13 protein-coding genes and 1 tRNA gene are annotated in these 19,052 nt (G+C 47.9%); 4 read left to right on the forward strand and 10 right to left on the reverse strand.

Annotated elements, in window-relative coordinates; all coding sequences use genetic code 11:
* Positions 1–74: 74 nt before the first annotated feature.
* From BUC30_RS15400 to BUC30_RS15430, 5 genes are all read right to left on the reverse strand, one after another.
* On the reverse strand, positions 75–1,703 hold the full coding sequence (locus tag BUC30_RS15400; protein WP_073443337.1) for a hypothetical protein: 1,629 nt from the start codon (positions 1,701–1,703) through the stop codon (positions 75–77).
* On the reverse strand, positions 1,696–2,538 hold the full coding sequence (locus BUC30_RS15405) for a TIGR02147 family protein (RefSeq protein ID WP_073443339.1): 843 nt from the start codon (positions 2,536–2,538) through the stop codon (positions 1,696–1,698). Before BUC30_RS15405 ends, BUC30_RS15400 begins: the two co-directional genes overlap by 8 nt.
* Positions 2,539–2,729: 191 nt before the next feature.
* Positions 2,730–3,731 carry a hypothetical protein gene (locus BUC30_RS15410; protein WP_139260869.1) on the reverse strand — a complete coding sequence of 334 codons (1,002 nt, stop codon included), beginning with the start codon at positions 3,729–3,731 and terminating at the stop codon, positions 2,730–2,732.
* A 76-nt stretch (positions 3,732–3,807) separates the two neighbouring features.
* The gene (locus BUC30_RS15970; protein ID WP_139260870.1) at positions 3,808–4,848 is read right to left on the reverse strand and encodes a hypothetical protein; all 1,041 of its coding nucleotides are present in this window, start codon (positions 4,846–4,848) and stop codon (positions 3,808–3,810) included.
* Between the two features lie 141 nt (positions 4,849–4,989).
* On the reverse strand, positions 4,990–7,311 hold the full coding sequence (locus BUC30_RS15430) for an NADP-dependent malic enzyme (protein ID WP_014545550.1): 2,322 nt from the start codon (positions 7,309–7,311) through the stop codon (positions 4,990–4,992).
* A gap of 169 nt (positions 7,312–7,480) precedes the next feature.
* Between BUC30_RS15430 and BUC30_RS15435 the strand changes: the two genes are divergently transcribed.
* A complete protein-coding gene (locus BUC30_RS15435; RefSeq protein ID WP_073443349.1) occupies positions 7,481–8,752 on the forward strand; it encodes a M16 family metallopeptidase in 1,272 nt (423 codons plus the stop codon).
* Between the two features lie 42 nt (positions 8,753–8,794).
* Positions 8,795–10,846 carry a fibrobacter succinogenes major paralogous domain-containing protein gene (locus BUC30_RS15445; RefSeq protein ID WP_083556019.1) on the forward strand — a complete coding sequence of 684 codons (2,052 nt, stop codon included), beginning with the start codon at positions 8,795–8,797 and terminating at the stop codon, positions 10,844–10,846.
* A gap of 140 nt (positions 10,847–10,986) precedes the next feature.
* Here the strand turns inward: BUC30_RS15445 and rplT are convergent, their stop codons facing one another.
* Genes rplT through infC form a run of 3 tightly spaced genes read right to left on the reverse strand, consistent with a single transcriptional unit; the run spans position 10,987 to position 12,152 of the window.
* On the reverse strand, positions 10,987–11,337 hold the full coding sequence (gene rplT, locus BUC30_RS15450; RefSeq protein ID WP_014545552.1) for a 50S ribosomal protein L20: 351 nt from the start codon (positions 11,335–11,337) through the stop codon (positions 10,987–10,989).
* An 11-nt stretch (positions 11,338–11,348) separates the two neighbouring features.
* Positions 11,349–11,546 carry a 50S ribosomal protein L35 gene (gene rpmI, locus BUC30_RS15455; RefSeq protein WP_014545553.1) on the reverse strand — a complete coding sequence of 66 codons (198 nt, stop codon included), beginning with the start codon at positions 11,544–11,546 and terminating at the stop codon, positions 11,349–11,351.
* 21 nt (positions 11,547–11,567) lie between these two features.
* Positions 11,568–12,152 carry a translation initiation factor IF-3 gene (infC, locus tag BUC30_RS15460; protein ID WP_073443414.1) on the reverse strand — a complete coding sequence of 195 codons (585 nt, stop codon included), beginning with the start codon at positions 12,150–12,152 and terminating at the stop codon, positions 11,568–11,570.
* Positions 12,153–12,307: 155 nt separating this feature from the next.
* Between infC and BUC30_RS15465 the strand changes: the two genes are divergently transcribed.
* Positions 12,308–12,379, forward strand: a tRNA-Gly gene (locus tag BUC30_RS15465).
* Between the two features lie 270 nt (positions 12,380–12,649).
* On the opposite strand, the gene BUC30_RS15470 is transcribed toward BUC30_RS15465, so the two are convergent.
* The gene (locus tag BUC30_RS15470) at positions 12,650–14,773 is read right to left on the reverse strand and encodes a fibrobacter succinogenes major paralogous domain-containing protein (RefSeq protein WP_139260871.1); all 2,124 of its coding nucleotides are present in this window, start codon (positions 14,771–14,773) and stop codon (positions 12,650–12,652) included.
* Between the two features lie 320 nt (positions 14,774–15,093).
* On the opposite strand from BUC30_RS15470, the gene BUC30_RS15475 reads away from it, so the two are divergent.
* Positions 15,094–16,254 carry a class I SAM-dependent RNA methyltransferase gene (locus BUC30_RS15475; RefSeq protein ID WP_073443357.1) on the forward strand — a complete coding sequence of 387 codons (1,161 nt, stop codon included), beginning with the start codon at positions 15,094–15,096 and terminating at the stop codon, positions 16,252–16,254.
* Between the two features lie 18 nt (positions 16,255–16,272).
* Here the strand turns inward: BUC30_RS15475 and BUC30_RS15480 are convergent, their stop codons facing one another.
* Positions 16,273–19,032 carry a TIGR02171 family lipoprotein gene (locus BUC30_RS15480; protein WP_073443359.1) on the reverse strand — a complete coding sequence of 920 codons (2,760 nt, stop codon included), beginning with the start codon at positions 19,030–19,032 and terminating at the stop codon, positions 16,273–16,275.
* Positions 19,033–19,052: the final 20 nt, after the last annotated feature.

Below are 19,052 nucleotides of genomic sequence, written 5' to 3' on the forward strand. Positions count from 1 at the left end.
GAGAGACCTATCTCCTGTTGTTTAGGGAAAGGGCCCGGCAATCGCCGAGCCCTTTTTTCTTTCCTCCTAACAAATTACCATTCAGTTTGCCAATCGCGTATGAACGCACCATTTTCATCAATAAACATCATGTGGATGGCGCCAATGCCAAACCTATAATCACCGTCTACTTCATCTTGAATCTTCAGCCTTACAGAAATCGTTTGCTTAGCAGCATTTTCCACTTTTTCTTCAATACGAGACGCTTCGTAACTTCCATGCATCATCATCTTGGTCACGTCACTCATGTCATTTATTTCACCTTCATAAGGAGCAATACTGTCCTTAGGCAACCTGAAATGGCCCCAATCTAAGCATCGTTTTACAGCCATTCGAGAGCTAGGCAATTTCGCCCACGGCATGCCATCCGACGTATCGCTCACAACCAGTTCAACCCTTATGGGTATTTCTGAATAATATTCAAAACAGACCGCATTCCAATTCGATATATCAACAGGCAACGGTTCTCCAGAAGCATCTTTAGCGATTCCAAAGCCGAGCGACACATACGGATCCGTCTGGCTAGAGCCCTTCTTCAGGGACGCAACGCCGCAGACGCCCTTGCACAATTCGACAACCGGAGTCAACGAATTTTCCGCACCTAGCGCCACCGGCCATTTTACAGACGACATCCCGCCTACATCTTCGTCCGCAGACCAATACCAACGGCCATCTGCCACGGCATTATCCGGCCAAACGTTTTCAGCATAAAATGATGTTTTAACTCGGTCCGGATTTTTAGTTGGAGTCCACAAAACGCCGTCATAGCCGTACAGCACAAACTCACCTGACGAATCGGCCACTCCCGCATCACCCGCAGTTTCCGGGTTTTCTACTTCCGGCACACCATCCGCCTTCGTTCCAAAATACTTGATATTGAACTTATAATCCCCAGGCTCATTTTGGATCCTGAACATCAACCCAACCAATTGCTTAGCGGCCCTCAAGCCAGTATTTTGTCCCCAGCCATCAGGATTTTCCTTTTTCCAGGAAGGTATTTTGAAATAGCTCCAGTTAAAGCATTTAGTAACAGGATTAACCGCTTTCGGCAATGACGCAGCTGGGAAGGCAAAGCCATCGTAGAATAACGCTCCAAGCGAATCTCCTAAATCAAGCACAAGCGAGGCATCCGAATCAGACGTATACGAGATGCAAACGCCGTTCCAATCAGAGACATCAACCGGAGTCGGGTTACCAGACGCATCCCTAGCCATGACAAAGCCTACACTTGCAAAAGGCTGCATGGTCATCGCGCCCTTTTTCAAGCTAGCAACACCGCAAATGCCCTGACACGACTCAATCACAGTAGACAGGGAGTCCGCATCGCTTCCGAGTTCTACAGGCCAGATTATGGAAGACTGACCGCCTTCGTTTTCATCTGCGCCACGAGCCTCCCAGAACCAATAGCCATCCGCCTGAACATTCGCGGGCAGCAACGACGCGTAAACCGCAGTATTAACACGGAAATCGCCCGCCAGCGGATTCCACAAATCATATTCATTCAGTCCAAAACCTCCCGAAGAAGATTCCTCCACTGAACTTGACGACCCTAACGCCATCGTATTCGGGTCCGTCGAAGTACCGCTGATGCTTCCGTTTTCACTAGAGCATGCGGCAAGACTCAGCGCCATCGCGCCACAAGCCGTATAAAGTTTCTTATTCATCTTTAGCCTCCTTACCTTTGGTAACCTCTTTCGAAAGAGGGAACAATTGTAAATTCAATCTGTAAACTTGAGTGATATCATTGCATTCGTCAGCAATCGCCGTGATTTTCTTGCGGCATTCCTCAAGCTCGAGCACGATGCGTTCATAAGCTTCACGGTTTATGCCCATCGTAATTCCCGTAACGTTTCGCACGTCCGGTGTAAAGCGATTCAGAGAATCCACCGCCAAGTTGCCCATCGCACGGTGCATCGAGCGGATTGCAAGTGGCAACCCTTCCTTGGAGCCTTCCACGGACTTTTCCGTTTGCACATAAACGTTTTCTTGAACCTGCTTAAGGAACCCAGCGCGTTCAAGAAATTGCAACGACCTGCGGACATCTAGCGCCGAAACATCTTGAGCACACGCTTTTGCAATATCGCCCGGCATGGCTCCCGGCATCAAAGGCGCCAATTCGCGCACCACCGGATTTTTCCAAGTATCGTAATACTCGAAAGCATCCTTATCAATAATGCGAACCTTATGATCGAGCGCAATCGAATGCATTTGTTCTAAGAACTTTTTCTTAGCCTCATCCGTTTTGGCGTTACCAAACTGGACCATCGCCTCGAAATAAGTGACCTCATGACCAACAAGACCTATAGCCTTAGCGACACGGCCCATGGTCACTTTGCTAAGGTTTGTCTTTCCACCGCAAACATCCTTGAGATACGATGGCGAAACGAAACCCGCAATTTTGGCAAACTCACGCCAAGAAAACGCCGAAGTGCGCTTGCGTTCCTCGTAGTAGTCGCTCAGAAAAGTGTGATAATCTTGGTATTCAATTATTGGTTTCATATAAAAAAATATAAGTTCACTTATTCACAAAGTCAATAATTTAGAGTACATTTTCTTTTATTTTTATAAAATTTTGGCATTTTTACAAAGACATAAAACAATATTTTAAGCCATATAGTACACCCCGTACTGTATATGAAAAAACGCCGCAGTTTTATCTACGGCGCTCTTAAAATTGACGATTTTTTCAGTTACTGATCGGCAGGACCCGCTGCATAACCGCTTCCCGAATTATAAGCAGATATTGTCGTTATATAAAACTTATAGCCGCCATCTTTGGGTTTATCCTGTAATCTAATCCTCACGCCAACAAGCTGTTTAGCCGCCTTAGCTCCCGTATCATCCTTCCAACCATGATCATCACCTTTAAACCAGGACGGAATTCTAAAGGAACTCCACGGAATGCATTTTGACGTTACCGAAGACACTTTCGTCAGCCCTGCTGACGGCACTGCATAATTCAGCACTTTCGTATTGACGGAATCTCCCAAATCCAATTCTAGCGAAGGCGAAACTTCAGACATATAAGAGATGCAAATACCACCCCAGTTCGAAACATCAACAGGAACCGGATTGCCAGAGCCATCCCTCGCAAGCGTAAAGCCAATCGATACAAAAGGATGATACGTCAATGATCCCTTATCCAAAGCCGCCGTTCCACAGATTCCATAACAGGAATCCTTAACCGCAGCCATCGTATCAATGCCATCAACAAATTCCACCGGCCAAACGATAGACGACTTTCCACCGTCCTCGCCGTCCGTTTCCATAATGCGCCAAACACCATCGGCAACTACATTTTCCGGCCACGAAGATTCAGCACACGTTTCAACAGGAACGCGCACCCCCTCCTCCGGATCATTACCAAACCAGATTAAACCACGACACTCACTGACAGAAGATTTGGCAATTGAGCTAGACGAGGGATCGGACTGTAAACTAGACGAAGAATTATCCTGCGAACTAGAAGAAACTTCATCGCTAGAAGAAAGTTCAAATGACGAACTGGAGGATTCAGCAATGGCTGAGCTCGAAGTTCCCTCCGCAACAGAGCTTGATGATTCCTCTATTACTGAACTAGACGAATCAAGCGCAATAGGCTGCACCACAGCATTGGCAGTACTATCATCAGAACAGGCTGTAAAGGCTAACGCCGTAAAAGCAGCCAAGCCACAATAAAAGTTCTTTTTCAAACCACACCTCCTTTTTATGCATTTAATATACATAAAAAGAGTACAAACGAATTAAATAAAATAACCGTTCCCTGAATTAAATACATCCATAATAATCAGATATTGCTTTTATGTTAAACCCATAGCCCCCATCTTTGGACATTGCCTGTATTTTAAACCTCACACCAACAAGTTGCTTAGCCGCCTTAACCCCTGTATCTTCTTTCCAACCTTGAGCATCACCTTTAAGCCAAGACGGCAAATTAAAGGAACTCCACGGAAAGCATTTTCTCACAGCCGAAGCAGTAGCCTTCGACAAAAACACTGCCGGCACTGCATAATTCAGCACTTTCGTATTGACGGAATCTCCCAAATCCAATTCTAGCGAAGGCGCAGCCTCAGATGTATAAACGATACAAATACCGCCCCAGTCCGACACATCAACAGGAACCGGATTGCCAGAACTATCTCTCGCAAGCGTAAAGCCCACCGACACAAACGGATTATACGTCATTGAGCCTTTATCCAAAACAGCAGTGCCACAGATTCCATGGCAATATTCTTTAACCGCAGCCATCGAATCCACACCATCTGAAAAGTCCACCGGCCAAACGATAGAAGATTTTCCGCCATCCGCGCCATCCGTTTCCATAATGCGCCAAGCTCCATCGGCAACTACATTTTTCGGCCACGAAGAATCAACACATTCATCAATAGGAACGCGCACACCATCTTCCTCATCAAAACCATTCCAAGAGAGCAACCATCTGCACTCAAAAGCAGAAGGCTTCACATACGAGCTGGACGAAGAACTGGATAGCGAACTAGATGAAGAACTAGCTAGCGAACTTGAAGAAACACCATCGCTAGATGAAAGCCCAAACGACGAACTTGAAGATCCAGGAACAGCGGAACTCGATGATTCAACAACCGCTGAACTTGAGGACTCTACAATCGCAGAACTCGATAAACAATCAACAAAAGAGCTTGAAGACCCCTCTGACGCAGAACTAGATACAGAACTAGACGAATCAAGTGCAACGGGTTGCGCCACAGCATTGGCAGTACTATCATCAGAACAGGCTGTAAAAGCTAATGCCGTAAAAGCAGCCAAGCCACAATAAAAGTTCTTTTTCATCCTTCATCTCCTTTTATGCATAATATACACAAAAAGAGTACAAACGAATTAAACAAATTAAAAAATCGCCGCAGTTTTACCCACGGCGACTTTTAAAATGTTACGAGATGCGCCCGCGCAGTGGCGAGCGGGAATCGCGACTTACCAGATCTTGTCGAACTTCTTCTTGTTCTTTTCTTCGTCCTTCTTTTCCTGAACGATGGCGTCAATGACGGCGGCAACGGTCAAGTTAAAGATATCGTGGACAGAAGCGTCGGAGTCGGTGAAGTGAACCGGCTTGTTCAAGCCCATCTGAACAGGACCGATGGATTCGCCAACACCCATTTCCAAAAGCATCTTGCAAGTGGTATTTGCAGAAGAGAGGCACGGGAAGATGAGCGTGTTCACGGTCTGGCCCTTGATCTTGTTGAACGGGTACTTCGTATCGCGAAGATCCTTGTCGAGAGCCACGTTCACCTGCATTTCGCCATCGAGGACATAATCTGGATACTGTTCGTGAATCGTCTTCACGGCTTCGCGGACCTTGTTCACGGTGCCACGAGCAGCTTCCTTGTCAGAACCGAAGTTAGCGTAGCTAAGCATAGCCATCACCGGTTCGTGAGCGAAGAAGCGCACAGCGTCGTGCGTAAGCTTCACGATATCGACGAGCGTTTCGGCATCGGGGTCGCGGTTCACAAGCGTATCGGCGAGGAAGAACGTACCCTTCTTAGTGCTGAGGATATGCATAGCGCCAAAGTGCTTGTATTCCGGACGGATACCGATAATTTCCTTAGCAAGTTCGATCGTTTCGGAGTACTTGGAGTAGCCACCGGAAATGAGCGCATCGGCATCGCCGACCTTCACCATCATCATACCGAAGTGGTTCGGTTCAAACATGTCGTCGCGAGCTTCTTCGAAGGTCACGCCATTGCGGCCGTTTTCTTCGGCATAAATTGCAGCATAGTTGCGGCGGCGTTCGAATTCTTCCGGAGAACGCGGATTCACAATCTTGATGCCCGTGAGATCAAGCTGTTCGCGCTGGGCGATCATCTGGATGCGTTCCGGGTTGCCAAGCATAATCGGGTGTGCAATGCCTTCAGCCTGAGCCTGGACAGCGGCCTTGAGCATGTTGAGGTTGCTTTCGGCAAACACGACGCGCTTCGGGTTGCTGCGAGCGGTATCGCTGAACTGACGGATGAGCTTGTTGTCGTAACCCATCATGTCGCGGAGGCGATCGTAGTAAGCGTCCCAATCGGTAATCGGCTTGCGGGCCACGCCACTTTCAATAGCGGCCTTGGCAACTGCAATAGAAACTTCCGTGAGGAGGCGCGGGTCAAGCGGCTTCGGAATCAAGTATTCCTTGCCGAACGTGAAACGCTGTGAGTTGTATGCAATGTTCACCACATCCGGAACCGGCTTGTGAGCGAGAGCGGCAATTGCGCGGACAGCGGCATGCTTCATGTGTTCGTTAATCGTCGTTGCACGCACGTCGAGAGCGCCACGGAAGATGTACGGGAAACCGATAACGTTGTTCACCTGGTTCGGGTAGTCACTACGGCCTGTTGCAAAGATGAGGTCGCCACGGCTTGCCATAGCTTCTTCGTAGCTGATTTCCGGAGTCGGGTTTGCAAGAGCAAAGACAATCGGCTGGTCGGCCATGCTACGCACCATTTCGCGAGTGAGGATGTTGCCCTTGGAGAGACCGACGAACACGTCTGCGCCCTTCATGGCATCTTCGAGAGTTTCGATGTCGGTGCGTTCCGTTGCAAAGAAAGCCTTTGCTTCAGTGAGGCCCTTGCGGTCCTTGCGGATAACGCCCTTACTATCGCACATCACAAGATTTTCTTTCTTGAGACCGAGAGACAAGTAGAGGCGTGTGCAAGCACAAGCGGCAGCGCCAGCGCCGTTCACAACCATCTTCACGTTGCGAATGCTCTTGCCAGCAACTTCGATAGCGTTCAAGAGGCCTGCGGAAGAAATGATAGCCGTACCGTGCTGGTCATCGTGCATCACCGGAATATCGAGCTCAGCCTTGAGCGTGTCTTCAATTTCGAAGCATTCCGGAGCCTTGATATCTTCGAGGTTGATGCCGCCGAACGTCGGGGCAATGCCCTTCACAATTTCGATAAACTTCTTCGGATCCTTTTCGTTGATTTCGATGTCGAACACGTCAATGCCCGCATAAATCTTGAAAAGCAAGGCCTTACCTTCCATCACCGGCTTACCAGCGAGTGCGCCAATATCGCCGAGACCAAGCACAGCCGTACCGTTACTAATCACAGCGACGAGGTTGCCCTTGCCCGTGTATTCGTAAGCGAGGTTCTGGTCTTTTTCGATTTCAAGACACGGTGAAGCCACGCCCGGCGTGTATGCAAGGCCCAAGTCCGTCTGCGTGCTGTGCGGCTTGGTGGGCACGATTTCGATCTTGCCCGGCTTGCCCATGGAATGGTATTGGAGAGCCATTTCCTTTAAGTCTTTTCCCATTTCGTTCTCCTGTGAGTCATAACTTTTTTCAAAACGCAAATTTAGAAAAATTTACACAACAATAAAAGGGTGCCAAAAATGTGTTTTTTGTTACATTTTTACCCAAATTTGCTATAGTTAAGCCGCAAATAATACTTTTAGCTCCCATACGACGCGCGTATTACAAAAAATGAAACAAAACATCAAACAGACAGTCCTCGAAAACGGAATTACCATTCTAACGGATTACATGCCGCACGCCTATTCTGCAGCCGTCGGCGTTTGGGTCCCGCGCGGGAGTCGCCACGAAGCAAGCGATGAATTCGGGCTCAGCCATTTTTACGAGCACCTCGTCTTTAAGGGAACCGAGAACCGCACTGCACTTGAAATTGCGCACGCCATCGAAGACCGCGGCGGAAATCTCGAAGCATACACGACCCGCCAGGAAACGGGCTTTTACGCGCAAGTCGAAAGCAGCGATATGCCGCTTGCCATTGACGTGATTTCGGACATGCTCATGCACCCGCGCTTCGACAAGAAAGAAATGGAAAAGGAGCGCCACGTCATCATCGAGGAAGTCCATAGCTACGATGACATCCCCGAAGAACTCGTGGGCGACATTTTCAATGCCATTCACTTTAAAGGCTGCGGACTCGCACACTCCATCACCGGGAACGTGAAGCAAGTCCAATCCCTCACGCGCAAGCAAATGCTCAAGTACGGACATCAAGTCACCGATGAAATCCCGCTTTATGTTTGCGCCTCGGGCAAAGTCAAGCATGAAGAACTCGTAGAACTTTGTGCACAAAAATTCGAACAAAAAAAGATTAACGGAATCACACCCGAAGATATCTACACGCCGAATCAAGGCATCAAGATTGTACAGAAAAGCGACATTACGCAATCGAACCTTTTCTGGGGTTTAAGTTTTGACCGCTCGCAGATGAGCGACCGTGACCGCAGCGCATTCTCGCTTTTCAACGTGGCGATGGGTGCCGGCATGGCATCGCGCTTGTTCCAAAAAATTCGCGAAGACAAAGGGCTTGCCTACTCCGTGTACTCTACAGCCGACCTTTACAAGGACTGCGTGGACTGGGGCATTTCGCTTGCGACCGAGCCGCACCAGCTCAAGACCGCCCTTGCGCTTTCTATCGCCGAAGTCAAGAAGTTCCTGCGTCACGGGTTCATCAAAGATGAACTCGAACGCACCAAGACGAACATTCTCGGTGGACTCCACCTCGGTGCAGACAGTCCCGAAAAGCGCGTAATCCGCATGGCAGAACAGACGCTCCACCTCGGCGAGTTCCACACCATGGAATACGCCGAAAAGCAAATACGTTCCATTACCGAAGACGAAGTCCTCGCAACAGTCAACCGCCTGCTCAGCACGGCAAAATATTCCATCGCCGTCGTCGAGCCCAAGAGCAAAAAGAAGACCGTCCTCGACGTAGATTTGTTCTAAATTTATCATAGACTATACTTTATTTATACAAATAAGAGTTCTATGAAAAAATTCATTATAGCGATTGGTTTGGCGGCATTTACAGTAATCGGATGCGATAGTGGTTCATCATCTACAGAGCCAAATACTGACGACCCAGTTGTGGAATCTTCTTCTGCTAAGAGAAGTTCGTCGAGTTCGGTAAAATCGAATAAATCAAGTAGCAGTAGCGAAAAGAAGGAATCTTCGAGTAGTTCTTCCAATGGAAAGTCGAAATCTAGTTCCAGCAAGACTGTTGCAAAATCCAGCAGCAGTCAGCAAAATGGGTCCGGATTCACCGTAAATGAAACCTGTACTGAATCGGGGGCCTGCGACGCCATGGTCAAGTCAGACATAAGTACATGGCATTTTGTCCGCAAAGACGACTTCGGCGATGACGCCGAATACACCTACAAAGCCGATGGTCGAGATTTGATTGTGACCATTAAGAGCGCTGACGGTTCTACAAGTTCCAATACATATACAATGTACAATATGGAATCCGAAGTTGGTGTAGAAATGGCATTCAACGCCGCGAAATCTACCTGCAATAGCGGCGATGGAAACAACAATGTGGTAAAGACCTGTGTGATTGACACCGTTTACTTGTCTAGTTCGTCCAGCTCGGATGGCTGGAGCTGGGATGTGCCGAAGGAACAACGCCTAAATCCAGAAATCGCCTACGGAACTATGACCGATCCTCGAGATAACAAAGAATACAAAACAATAAAGATAGGCAACCAGACCTGGATGGCGGAGAACTTGAATTACTATGACAAAGAAAACCCTAGTCTGAAGTCCAAGAGTTGGTGTCAAGGCAAGCCAAATGGAGACCATGACGCCAATGGAGAAAATGCAGCTACCTGCGAAGTGACAGGTCGCCTTTACTCTTGGGCAGCAGCAATCGACTCGGCAAAACTTTATACTGACAAGTCGCTCGATTGTGGAGACGGCAAGGAATGCATCTTGCCTGTGACCGTACAGGGAATCTGTCCTGACGGTTGGCATTTGCCAGACACCTCAGAATGGAGAACTCTATTCAACGCAGTAGGAGGTCAATCGATAGCAGGCAAGTTTCTCAAGTCGCAAACAGGCTGGATTAACAAAGGTAATGGCACAGACGCATTCGGCTTTTCCGCATTGCCCGCAGGCAGAAGGTATCTCTTTAAAAGTTTCGATGGTGACGACTACAACACTTTCAATTATGTCGGCGAAATTGCATTTTTTTGGACTTCCTCCGAGATGCACAATAAAGGAGCCGCATACAGAATATATTTGAGCGATGATAGCGACTTTGCAAGCCGAGATTTCAGTGGTGCTAAAATAGGACATTCAGTTCGTTGTCTCAAGGACGATTCTTCGTCATTTATCCCTCATGTAGAGCCCTGTAAGACCGAAGACGCGGATAATTGCAAGCATGGAACATTGACTGACTCCCGCGACGGACAGACTTACAAAACAGTCGTTATCGGCACTCAGACTTGGATGGCGGAAAATCTCAACTATGCGGTCACAGGCAGTCCCTATAACTACCATTATGGAGATTACACCTCTGATTCCACTAGCTGGTGCTATAAAAATGACGAAACCAACTGCACCAAGTACGGTCGCCTTTACAGATGGACTTCTATAATGGATAGCGCAGGCACATGGTCTACGAGCAGTAAGGGTTGCGGATTCCAAACAGAATGCAAGCAGACTTATCCAGTGCAAGGAGTTTGTCCCACCGGCTGGCATATACCCACGCTGGAAGAGTGGAACATTTTATTCACTGCAATCGGCGGAGCACCTACGGCGGGCAAGAAACTGAAATCAACTAATGGTTGGTCGGAAAATGGCAACGGCACGGATGATTACGGTTTTTCAGCGTTGCCAGCCGGCCTCAGAACGCGCTTTGGGTATTTCGAAAGCGAAGGCCGTAACGAGTATTTCTGGAGTTCTACGGAGGACGGCAGAAACGACGCGTATTATATTTATTTGAAGTCAAACTCTGACGAAGTGTATTGGACAGTAAAGAAGTTCCAATCATTAGACACCAAAAACAACGGTTTTTCAGTTCGTTGCCTCAAAGACTGATAGGGTGAAAGCCATGTCAAAGCGGTCGCCAGGTTTGCCTGAGCGACTTTTTTTATATCAGGTTTTTAGGGAAACAAAGCAAAAAGTGCCCCGCCTTTTCGGGCGGGGCACAATTTCTCGCGTTTTCGCTAAGTCAGGACTTAAGCAGCCTTCACGATTTCGACGACCTTAGCAAATGCTGCCGGATCGGCGACGGCCAAGTCAGCGAGAACCTTGCGGTTCATGTTGATGTTAGCCTTGGAAAGCTTGTAAATGAACTGGCTATAGCTGATGCCGAATTCACGAACAGCAGCGTTCAAGCGAGTGATCCACAGAGAGCGGAAATCACCCTTCTTGTCGCGGCGGTGTGCATAGGCATACTGACCAGCGTGGGCAACGGCGTCAATAGCAAGGCGAAGGTTCGACTTGCGGCGGCCATAGTAACCCTTGGCGGCCTTGAGGATTTTTTTGCGGCGTTCGCGGGAAGGAACTCTAGTTTTTGCGCGTGGCATTCTTACTCTCCTTATGCTACGACAAGCAGACGCTTGACATGATAGGTATCGACTTTCTTAACGAGAGCGCCCTTACGAAGGTTGCGCTTACGCTTAGTGTTCATCTTAGCTTGAATGTGGCGCATACCAGCGCGCTTGAACTTGACATGGCCGGAACCAGTCACGCGGAAGCGCTTCTTAGCACCGCTGTGAGTTTTCATCTTAGGCATTTTTACCTCGTAGGTTAATAGTTAAGCCTCACCTGCTGCCTTTGGCTCGGTTACGGGCTTCGGTGCCTGGTCTTGTTTCTTACCGGCACCACGTTTTGGACCGTAGATAGAAAGCATTGTGTTGCCTTCCACCCGCGAATCCATTTCCAAATCGCCAAACGGAGCCAAGTCTTCCTTGGCGCGTTCCATAAGGCGCTTGCCGTAGTCCATGTGCGCCATTTCGCGTCCACGGAACTGCATGATAAGCTTCACCTTCATACCGTCCTGCAAGAACTCGCCAGCCTGCTTGATGCGGTACTGGTAGTCGTTCTCGGCAGTCTTCGGGTGCATCTTGATTTCCTTGAGCTTCACCACGTGCTGCTTGGCCTTTGCAGCCTTAGCCTTCTTCAGTTGTTCGAACTTGTACTTGCCGTAGTTGATGATGCGGCAAACAGGCGGCTTAGCGTTCGGGGAGACTTCCACAAGGTCCAGTCCGGCGTCTTTCGCCATCTGCAATGCCTTGCTCGTCTCGATAATGACAGCTTCGCCATCTTCTTTCACGAGACGAATCGGAGAGATATGGATATCTTCGTTGATACGGGTCCCATCGCTGGGACGGTTGGGCATGCGACGATCGCGCGGATTAGGGAACAAGTATGCTACCTCTGATATGATTGTTTGTTAATGCGAGCGTAAATTTAGAATTTTTTTCATATTTTTCCAACAACTTTTTTAAGAACCCCTTTAAAAAGCGCAATATTTTTGTATAATTGTCCATGCTCGCGGCGGTAGCTCAATGGTAGAGCCTTAGCCTTCCAAGCTAATGGTTGCCGGTTCGATCCCGGTCCGCCGCTCTTAGACCTCTCTCTGAGAGGTCTTTTTTTGTTCAAAATGTCATCCTGGAGGGAGTGCAACGACCGATAGGATCCATAATTTTAGAAGGGGCAAGTCTTCCCCTAATTACAGCCCCGGCGTTCCCTCAGCAACCTAAAGTACATCGACGGGCCCACCGGGTCTTCCATTACCCTTTCGCCTAGGGGCTCCGCCCCTAAAACCCCATGAAAAAATCGCCCCGTCCAATTTTAAGGAACGGGGCGTCTGCATTCAAATTTGAGGCAATCGAACTATTCGTCCTTGACACAACGGACACTCATCATGCTTTTTTTATAACCATTCGTAATCCATGCGTATGCACCACTCCCCACCACCAAATGACGCCCCGTAACCTCCCAAAAATAAGCATAAAAACCACTCGCATCAAATTTTAAATAACCTTCTTGAGCATCCCACCATCCCGCAGGCAACATAGAAAAGCCAAAAGCATCATCGAAATTTTGAGTCCCAGAATCCGACCAACCTGTTCGAGATTTGAGAAATTCAGCGCCACGCACATTCGCCCAAGTTCCACGACCACCTCCCACAGCAACCAAAAGATTTATCCATTCCGTCGTGTCAGGAAGATGCCAACCTTTAGGACACACTCCTTGAGTCTTGGCTGAAACATCGCAAACGGTAACGGTTCGTTCACAATAAGCCAATTTTTCCGCCAAATCAGGCCTAGCAACAGAATCAAATGCAGCAGCCCAAGTATAAAGTCGACCAGCCACTTCGCAATACTCATCTTTATTATCATAGCACGAGCTTCTACCCTTAAGGCTTGGCGTTTTTATACTGTCCGAATAATTCAAGTTTTCCGCCATCCACACTTGTTCGTCAATCTTCACTGTTCTATAAACACGCCCATCTCGATCGTCTATCATGGAGCCATACTTTACTTCAGGATTAAAACGAATTTCTTTCGAAACATTCCAATCCCAATTTGTAATATTTTTCCACTCCTGATTTGAACAATAATATTTATACATAGGCAACGGTGATGGACCAGAATAAGACACAGGACGCCCCTCAGCAATTTGCCCCTCGTTATTAGCCATACACGCCAAACCTACAGACCGTTCATCGTCAGCAGCCTCAACAAACTTTCCCGATTTACAAACATAATATCCAGAACTGAATTCAGAACCTTTAACAACAAGCCCTTCAACACACTCCAAACCATAAGTATGTATTTCGAATTCATTCGCTGTACGAAACCTTCCCGATTCGCATGTATACCTGTTATATTTATTTACATTACCTGCAACCGTTTGCCCCTCAACACATTCCAAACCATAAGTATCTATTTCAATTTTATTCGCCTCACGGAATTTTCCCAATTCGCATGTATACTTATTTTCTTCATTCACTCTACCCGCGACAGTTCGTCCTTCTACACACTCAAAACCATAAGTATCCCGTTCAAAGAAATTCGCCTCACGGAATTTTCCTGATTCACACACATACTTATTACTATCAATAACATTCCCACATACGGCTCGTCCATCGTCGAGACATTCCAAACCATAGGTATCATACTCTAATACAGTCGCTTTGGTCCAAGATTTCGACTTGCAAATTTTATAAACAGAACCTATTAACGCAAGGTAGCCTTCATGCTCCCGATCACACTCTGGCAAAACTTCCGTTGTATCCTTCACGCAAGTCTTTATTTTCTTGTCGTTTCCGCCACCGTCCTTGCAGGTGGACTTCGCAGCATTGAAAGCCATTTCAACGCCCACTTCAGACTCCATATTATACATGGAATAAGTCTTAGAATCTACCGAACCATCAGCACTCTTAATGGTTACAATCAAATCGCGACCGTCAGCCTTGTAAGTGTATTCAGCATCATCGCCAAAATCATCCTTGCGCACAAAATGCCATGAGCCGACATCATTCTTATCCATCGCATCGCAGGCTCCCGTTTCAGAACATTTTTCGTTCACTTTGATTTCGGGTTCAAGGATTTCTGTGGGGCGCGAGCTGCTAGACATTACACTGCTACTCGACTGTTCCACCGCACTACTCGATGACGAAGATACCTTCTCAGAAGAAGACGAGGAAGACTTACCAGAAGACGAGCTTTTTCCTTTACTAGACGAAGAACTCTTACCCTTCGCACTCGATTTCGGTTGGTCGTAAGATTCGAACCATTCTTCGCCATCGCATTCGTAATTTTTACCCAAGCTTTTCACGAATACTTTTCCGCCAATGACAGACATGTTGCATTCGTAAGTTTCGAGTTCAGCCTTATTAGCAACTTCATCGGGCAACAAACTTGCAGAAGACGACTTGTCGTCGCCGCATGCATAAAACGACATAATTGTCGAAACAACAGAAAAAATTCCTACAACACGCCTAAAATTCACAACTCACTCCTTTTTCATTTGTACAAATAATACAAAATAATTAAAGGAGGAACAAGGTAAAACACGCTCTAAAGCAATTCAATTTCGCCCTTAAGGGGTCCTCCCCCAAGAGCACAACTGTCACTGGATCCTTCGGCTACGTTGCACTCCGCTCAGGATGACTCGTTTACCTCATTGCTCATGCCTCAAAGGGGCGTAGCCCCGACCTCACGCCTCATACCTACTGTTTACTAACCACTAATCACTCCTACATAGCATAAAAATAGACTTTAAACTTTCCGGGAACTTTTTAAATTTGAGGGTAGAAAAAAGAGGATTTCATGTTTTTTGAACAAGCAATAGCCCATAACCTCCCGAATTATACGAAGGAATCGGATTCCGCTTACGGCGAGACCCTCGCTCCGCTCGATTACAAGGACGAACTCAAGGTCAAGAACGAAGCCATCCGCGAATTTTGGGAAGTCAACCGCCTTGCACGCGGTCCGCAGCCGATTGTGGCTAGCCCCATGCCGCGCAATTACCGCACGACGTCCAAGCGCCAAGTCGAAATGAAGCCGGGCGACCTCCGCTTTAACGAATACGACAGCATTTTGGAGCCCGAAGAACACAACGCCATTTACCGTCTGCTGTTCGACAAGCTCATCACGCCGGCATACAAGCCGCTCGCCTACGCGCTCAACTGGCTCATCATCCGCGGCACGTACAAGTACCGCATCGTGATTTTCAACGTAAAGAAGCTCGATGCAAGTATCGTGCGCAAGCTCAAGCAGATTTCCGAAGTCTTGCAGCAGAGCCCGTACCACGTGACCGCAGCACATGCCTACGTGGACCCGACAGGCTCCAACTACTATCTCGAAGCAAAGCGCCCGACAGACACGCTCAACTTCAAGCAGCTTTACGGTCCGCGCGAACTTTCGCTCGATCTCGGCCATTTCAGGCTCAAGTACCCAGTGACAGGATTCAGCCAGATTAACGAAAGCCAGATCCACAACCTCATCAAGTCCGCAAGCCGCCTGCTCGGTCTTGAAAAGGGCGACCACTTCTTGGATCTTTACTGCGGTTACGGTCTCTTCAGCTTTGCACTCGGTGAAGCCGCCAAGTCCGTACTCGGTGTAGAATGGGAAGGTCCGTCCATTGATTGCGCAAAGGCATCCGCAAGATTCTTGAAGAAGAACTACAAGTTCATCGCCGGCAAGATTGACGAGACATTTGTGCAAATGAGACTTCCGCGGCCGATCCCTGGCGAACCGGAACGTATTTTGTTGGACCCGCCGCGCAAGGGTACCGAACCGGGCGTCATCCGCGCTCTCGCGATGCGCAAGCCTGTGCGTGTGCTCCACATTTTCTGCGGCACCGACGAAATCCCAGGCGCTCTCGCCGAATGGGAACGTTACGGTTACCGTGTCAAGGAAGTGTTGCCGATGGACCTGTTCCCCGGCACGCCGCACCTCGAAACGCTCGTCGCACTAGAAAAGAAGTAATTGGTCATTGGTCGCGACTTACTTCAGCGTTTCCAAGAAGGCTTCTAGCCTTGCGCTGAACTGAGCAGCCCCCAAATAACTCACATGGTTGGGATTAAAAGCCATCGCGTCGGTATAGTCGTGATGGCCATCTTTATATTCATCGAAAATCACGATGCCCATCGCCTTAACCGCATCAATAATCTGGTGCGCCACCTCCCAACTCGGGCCATACGGGTCAAAAGCCCCCGTATCCTTATACCCCGGGTTGCGCGGCGGAATTGCAGCAATCAAAGTCACCCCACACGAATCCGCCAATCGCTTTAGAGATTCAAAAACCTTTAAGCTGTTCTGCACATTCGGAACACCAAACGGCATTGCCGAAATATCGACATTGACGACAGGAACGCCCCATTCACCAGACGGCAATAGGAAAGTTCCCTCAAGATACTGTTGCCCTAACAGAGCCATCGGATATTCCTGAGCCGCACTCAGTTCCGCAATTTCTTTCTGAGTCGCCTTAGACAAATGCAATTCATCATAAATCATCCCCGGAGAGCTATTGCGAAGTTGCCCCGTCATAGATTCATAATCTCGATACAAAAATCCCGGCGAAAGCTCCACGACAAGATATCTTATTTTAGGCGCATATGGTATAACATAATGATTTATCAGATATTCCGACAAATAAATATCAGTCATGCTCACGCCCATATTCAGCGCATTGAAAGGCTTTAAAGAATCTTCAATGACCGCATTCAAAAGCATTGAGCTTCCAAAAGTGATGACTTCGACATTTTCATTCTTTTTCCAGAACGACTGTAAACGCATCGCCAATTCAACAGAAGCAAACGGAAACGGTCCCTGGTCTTCGCTATTAAAATAAACACCGGCGCTATCCAGGTTTACAACAGGTTTAGCCACATTCGGATTATCCTGCCAGACCCACAAACATGGGTGCCACAGCTCCGCCCCCTCCACAAGAGGAACAATATTGCCGCTAACCAAGTCAATTAAAACAACCTTTTGATGATTTCCATTGTAATCCGTCAAAGTAGCCACCACCAAGTTGTTGGTGCCATCTTTCAAAATGCCGACAACCCATTCGGTATGGTCTAAAGTATATCCCGCAGGCGCAGGAATTGACTGCACCAACGTTCCCGTTCCATCCATAACAAGCATACGCTCATGGACTCCGTAATTAGCACCTACAAATTCACGACCCGCACTCCCTGCAAAATCGAGGAACAAGGTGCGATTGGTTCCGTCTTTCGCCAAAGACGCATTGCAAGCCTGCTCGCCATTGTACAAAATGGCTTCGCCACTTGTAATACCATCAGACAACCGAGCACGCAATAACGGAGCCGAAGAAATCGCAAACAAATTATCCTTAGAAACACCACCATGATAGGCTCCATCAAAAAGCTTTTCAGGAGTTCCAAACCGTCCATTAGAAAATTTGACTTGCCACGTACTTTCCTGGAGGAACTGATCACTCTTGTTGTTCCCCGCCGAAGTCACATAAACGATTACCGTATCGCCATTAGGGTTCACGCGCCAACGCGGAATCGCCGCATTTGCAACAGACAACATCACCAGATTGCTACCAGTTTCGTTCAAGTCTCGGACATAAACGGATGACTTTTTTGTAGACCCTTCCATGGACGTACTGAACGCCACATGATTACCATCTGGTGAAATCTCCGGATGGTACACTTCAATACCATCGTTAATTTGAACCACCTTTGGGGTCTTTGCAAAATTCACATAGACTAGCCCGCCCGTCATATCGTTTCTAAACACAAGCTTTGCCCTGTACGATTCCACAAGCTTCAGCATATCAGCAGTTTCTACCAATGGATTTATAGAAGCAGTCTCAGCCTCGCCATCTTCCGAGAACCACGTCACATCAGGAATTGCACCAAGCGCCAAACGGAAGCCAAGATAATCGCCCTTTGTCGAGCTCAAAATCGGGTAAGTATCGCCTCTGCTGTATAAATTCATTGATGTCGGTGACATATAAAAACAGCCGCCTTTGACCACACAGGAGCCAATGGCATCGCCGTCTACAGAACCCGCAAAATTGCTAACGACCGTATCCATAAAAGATGCAAAACGGTCATTGACCAGCTCAAGCATGTTCCCCGCCATGTCGCAGACACTCTTTTGCGCATCCATCGAAGAGCAGACTGGATGCACCACGGAACCCGAATTTTCACCATTCCAGGATTGCGCCGGATTCCAGATTTCAGAAGCGACCAACACCCATTCCGCCTCGGTCGGCAACCTAAAACCATTCGCCTTCGGCTGGAACTTGAAATTCTTCATTTTCACGCAATGTCTTTCGGCATCTAATTCCATCGATGAGTATTTATAGGCGGTATCCATGCCGTTCAATTTGCTTAAGGCATTGGCATACAAAATCGCATCATAGAAAGTCACATTGGCGGCAGGCAAAGAATCTTGCAAGCACATCACGTTCAAGCCCGTCGCACCCGCCATTACATTGTTAAAATCTTTACAGATAACTTCGTGACGACCGATATAAAAATCATAGGTAAACTCCACCCCCATCTGTGGGCGTTCAAGCATTTTCGCCGATTGTATGTTCGTCCCCAAAAAAGTTTTTTTACCAGTAGCGTGAACATAGACCAGCCCTCCAACGAGTCCCTCTTCCGGCTCAAGCATCGAAGTCGAAGTTTTCCCCAGACTATAAATACTAGGGTTTTCGTCAGCGCAAGAAACCGCCATAAACGTTGCCCAAAACGACAACAATAAAATTTGAATAATTTTCTCCATACCCTCAATATACTATTTTT

It is taken from the genome of Fibrobacter sp. UWB7, assembly GCF_900142945.1.
GTDB lineage: Bacteria > Fibrobacterota > Fibrobacteria > Fibrobacterales > Fibrobacteraceae > Fibrobacter.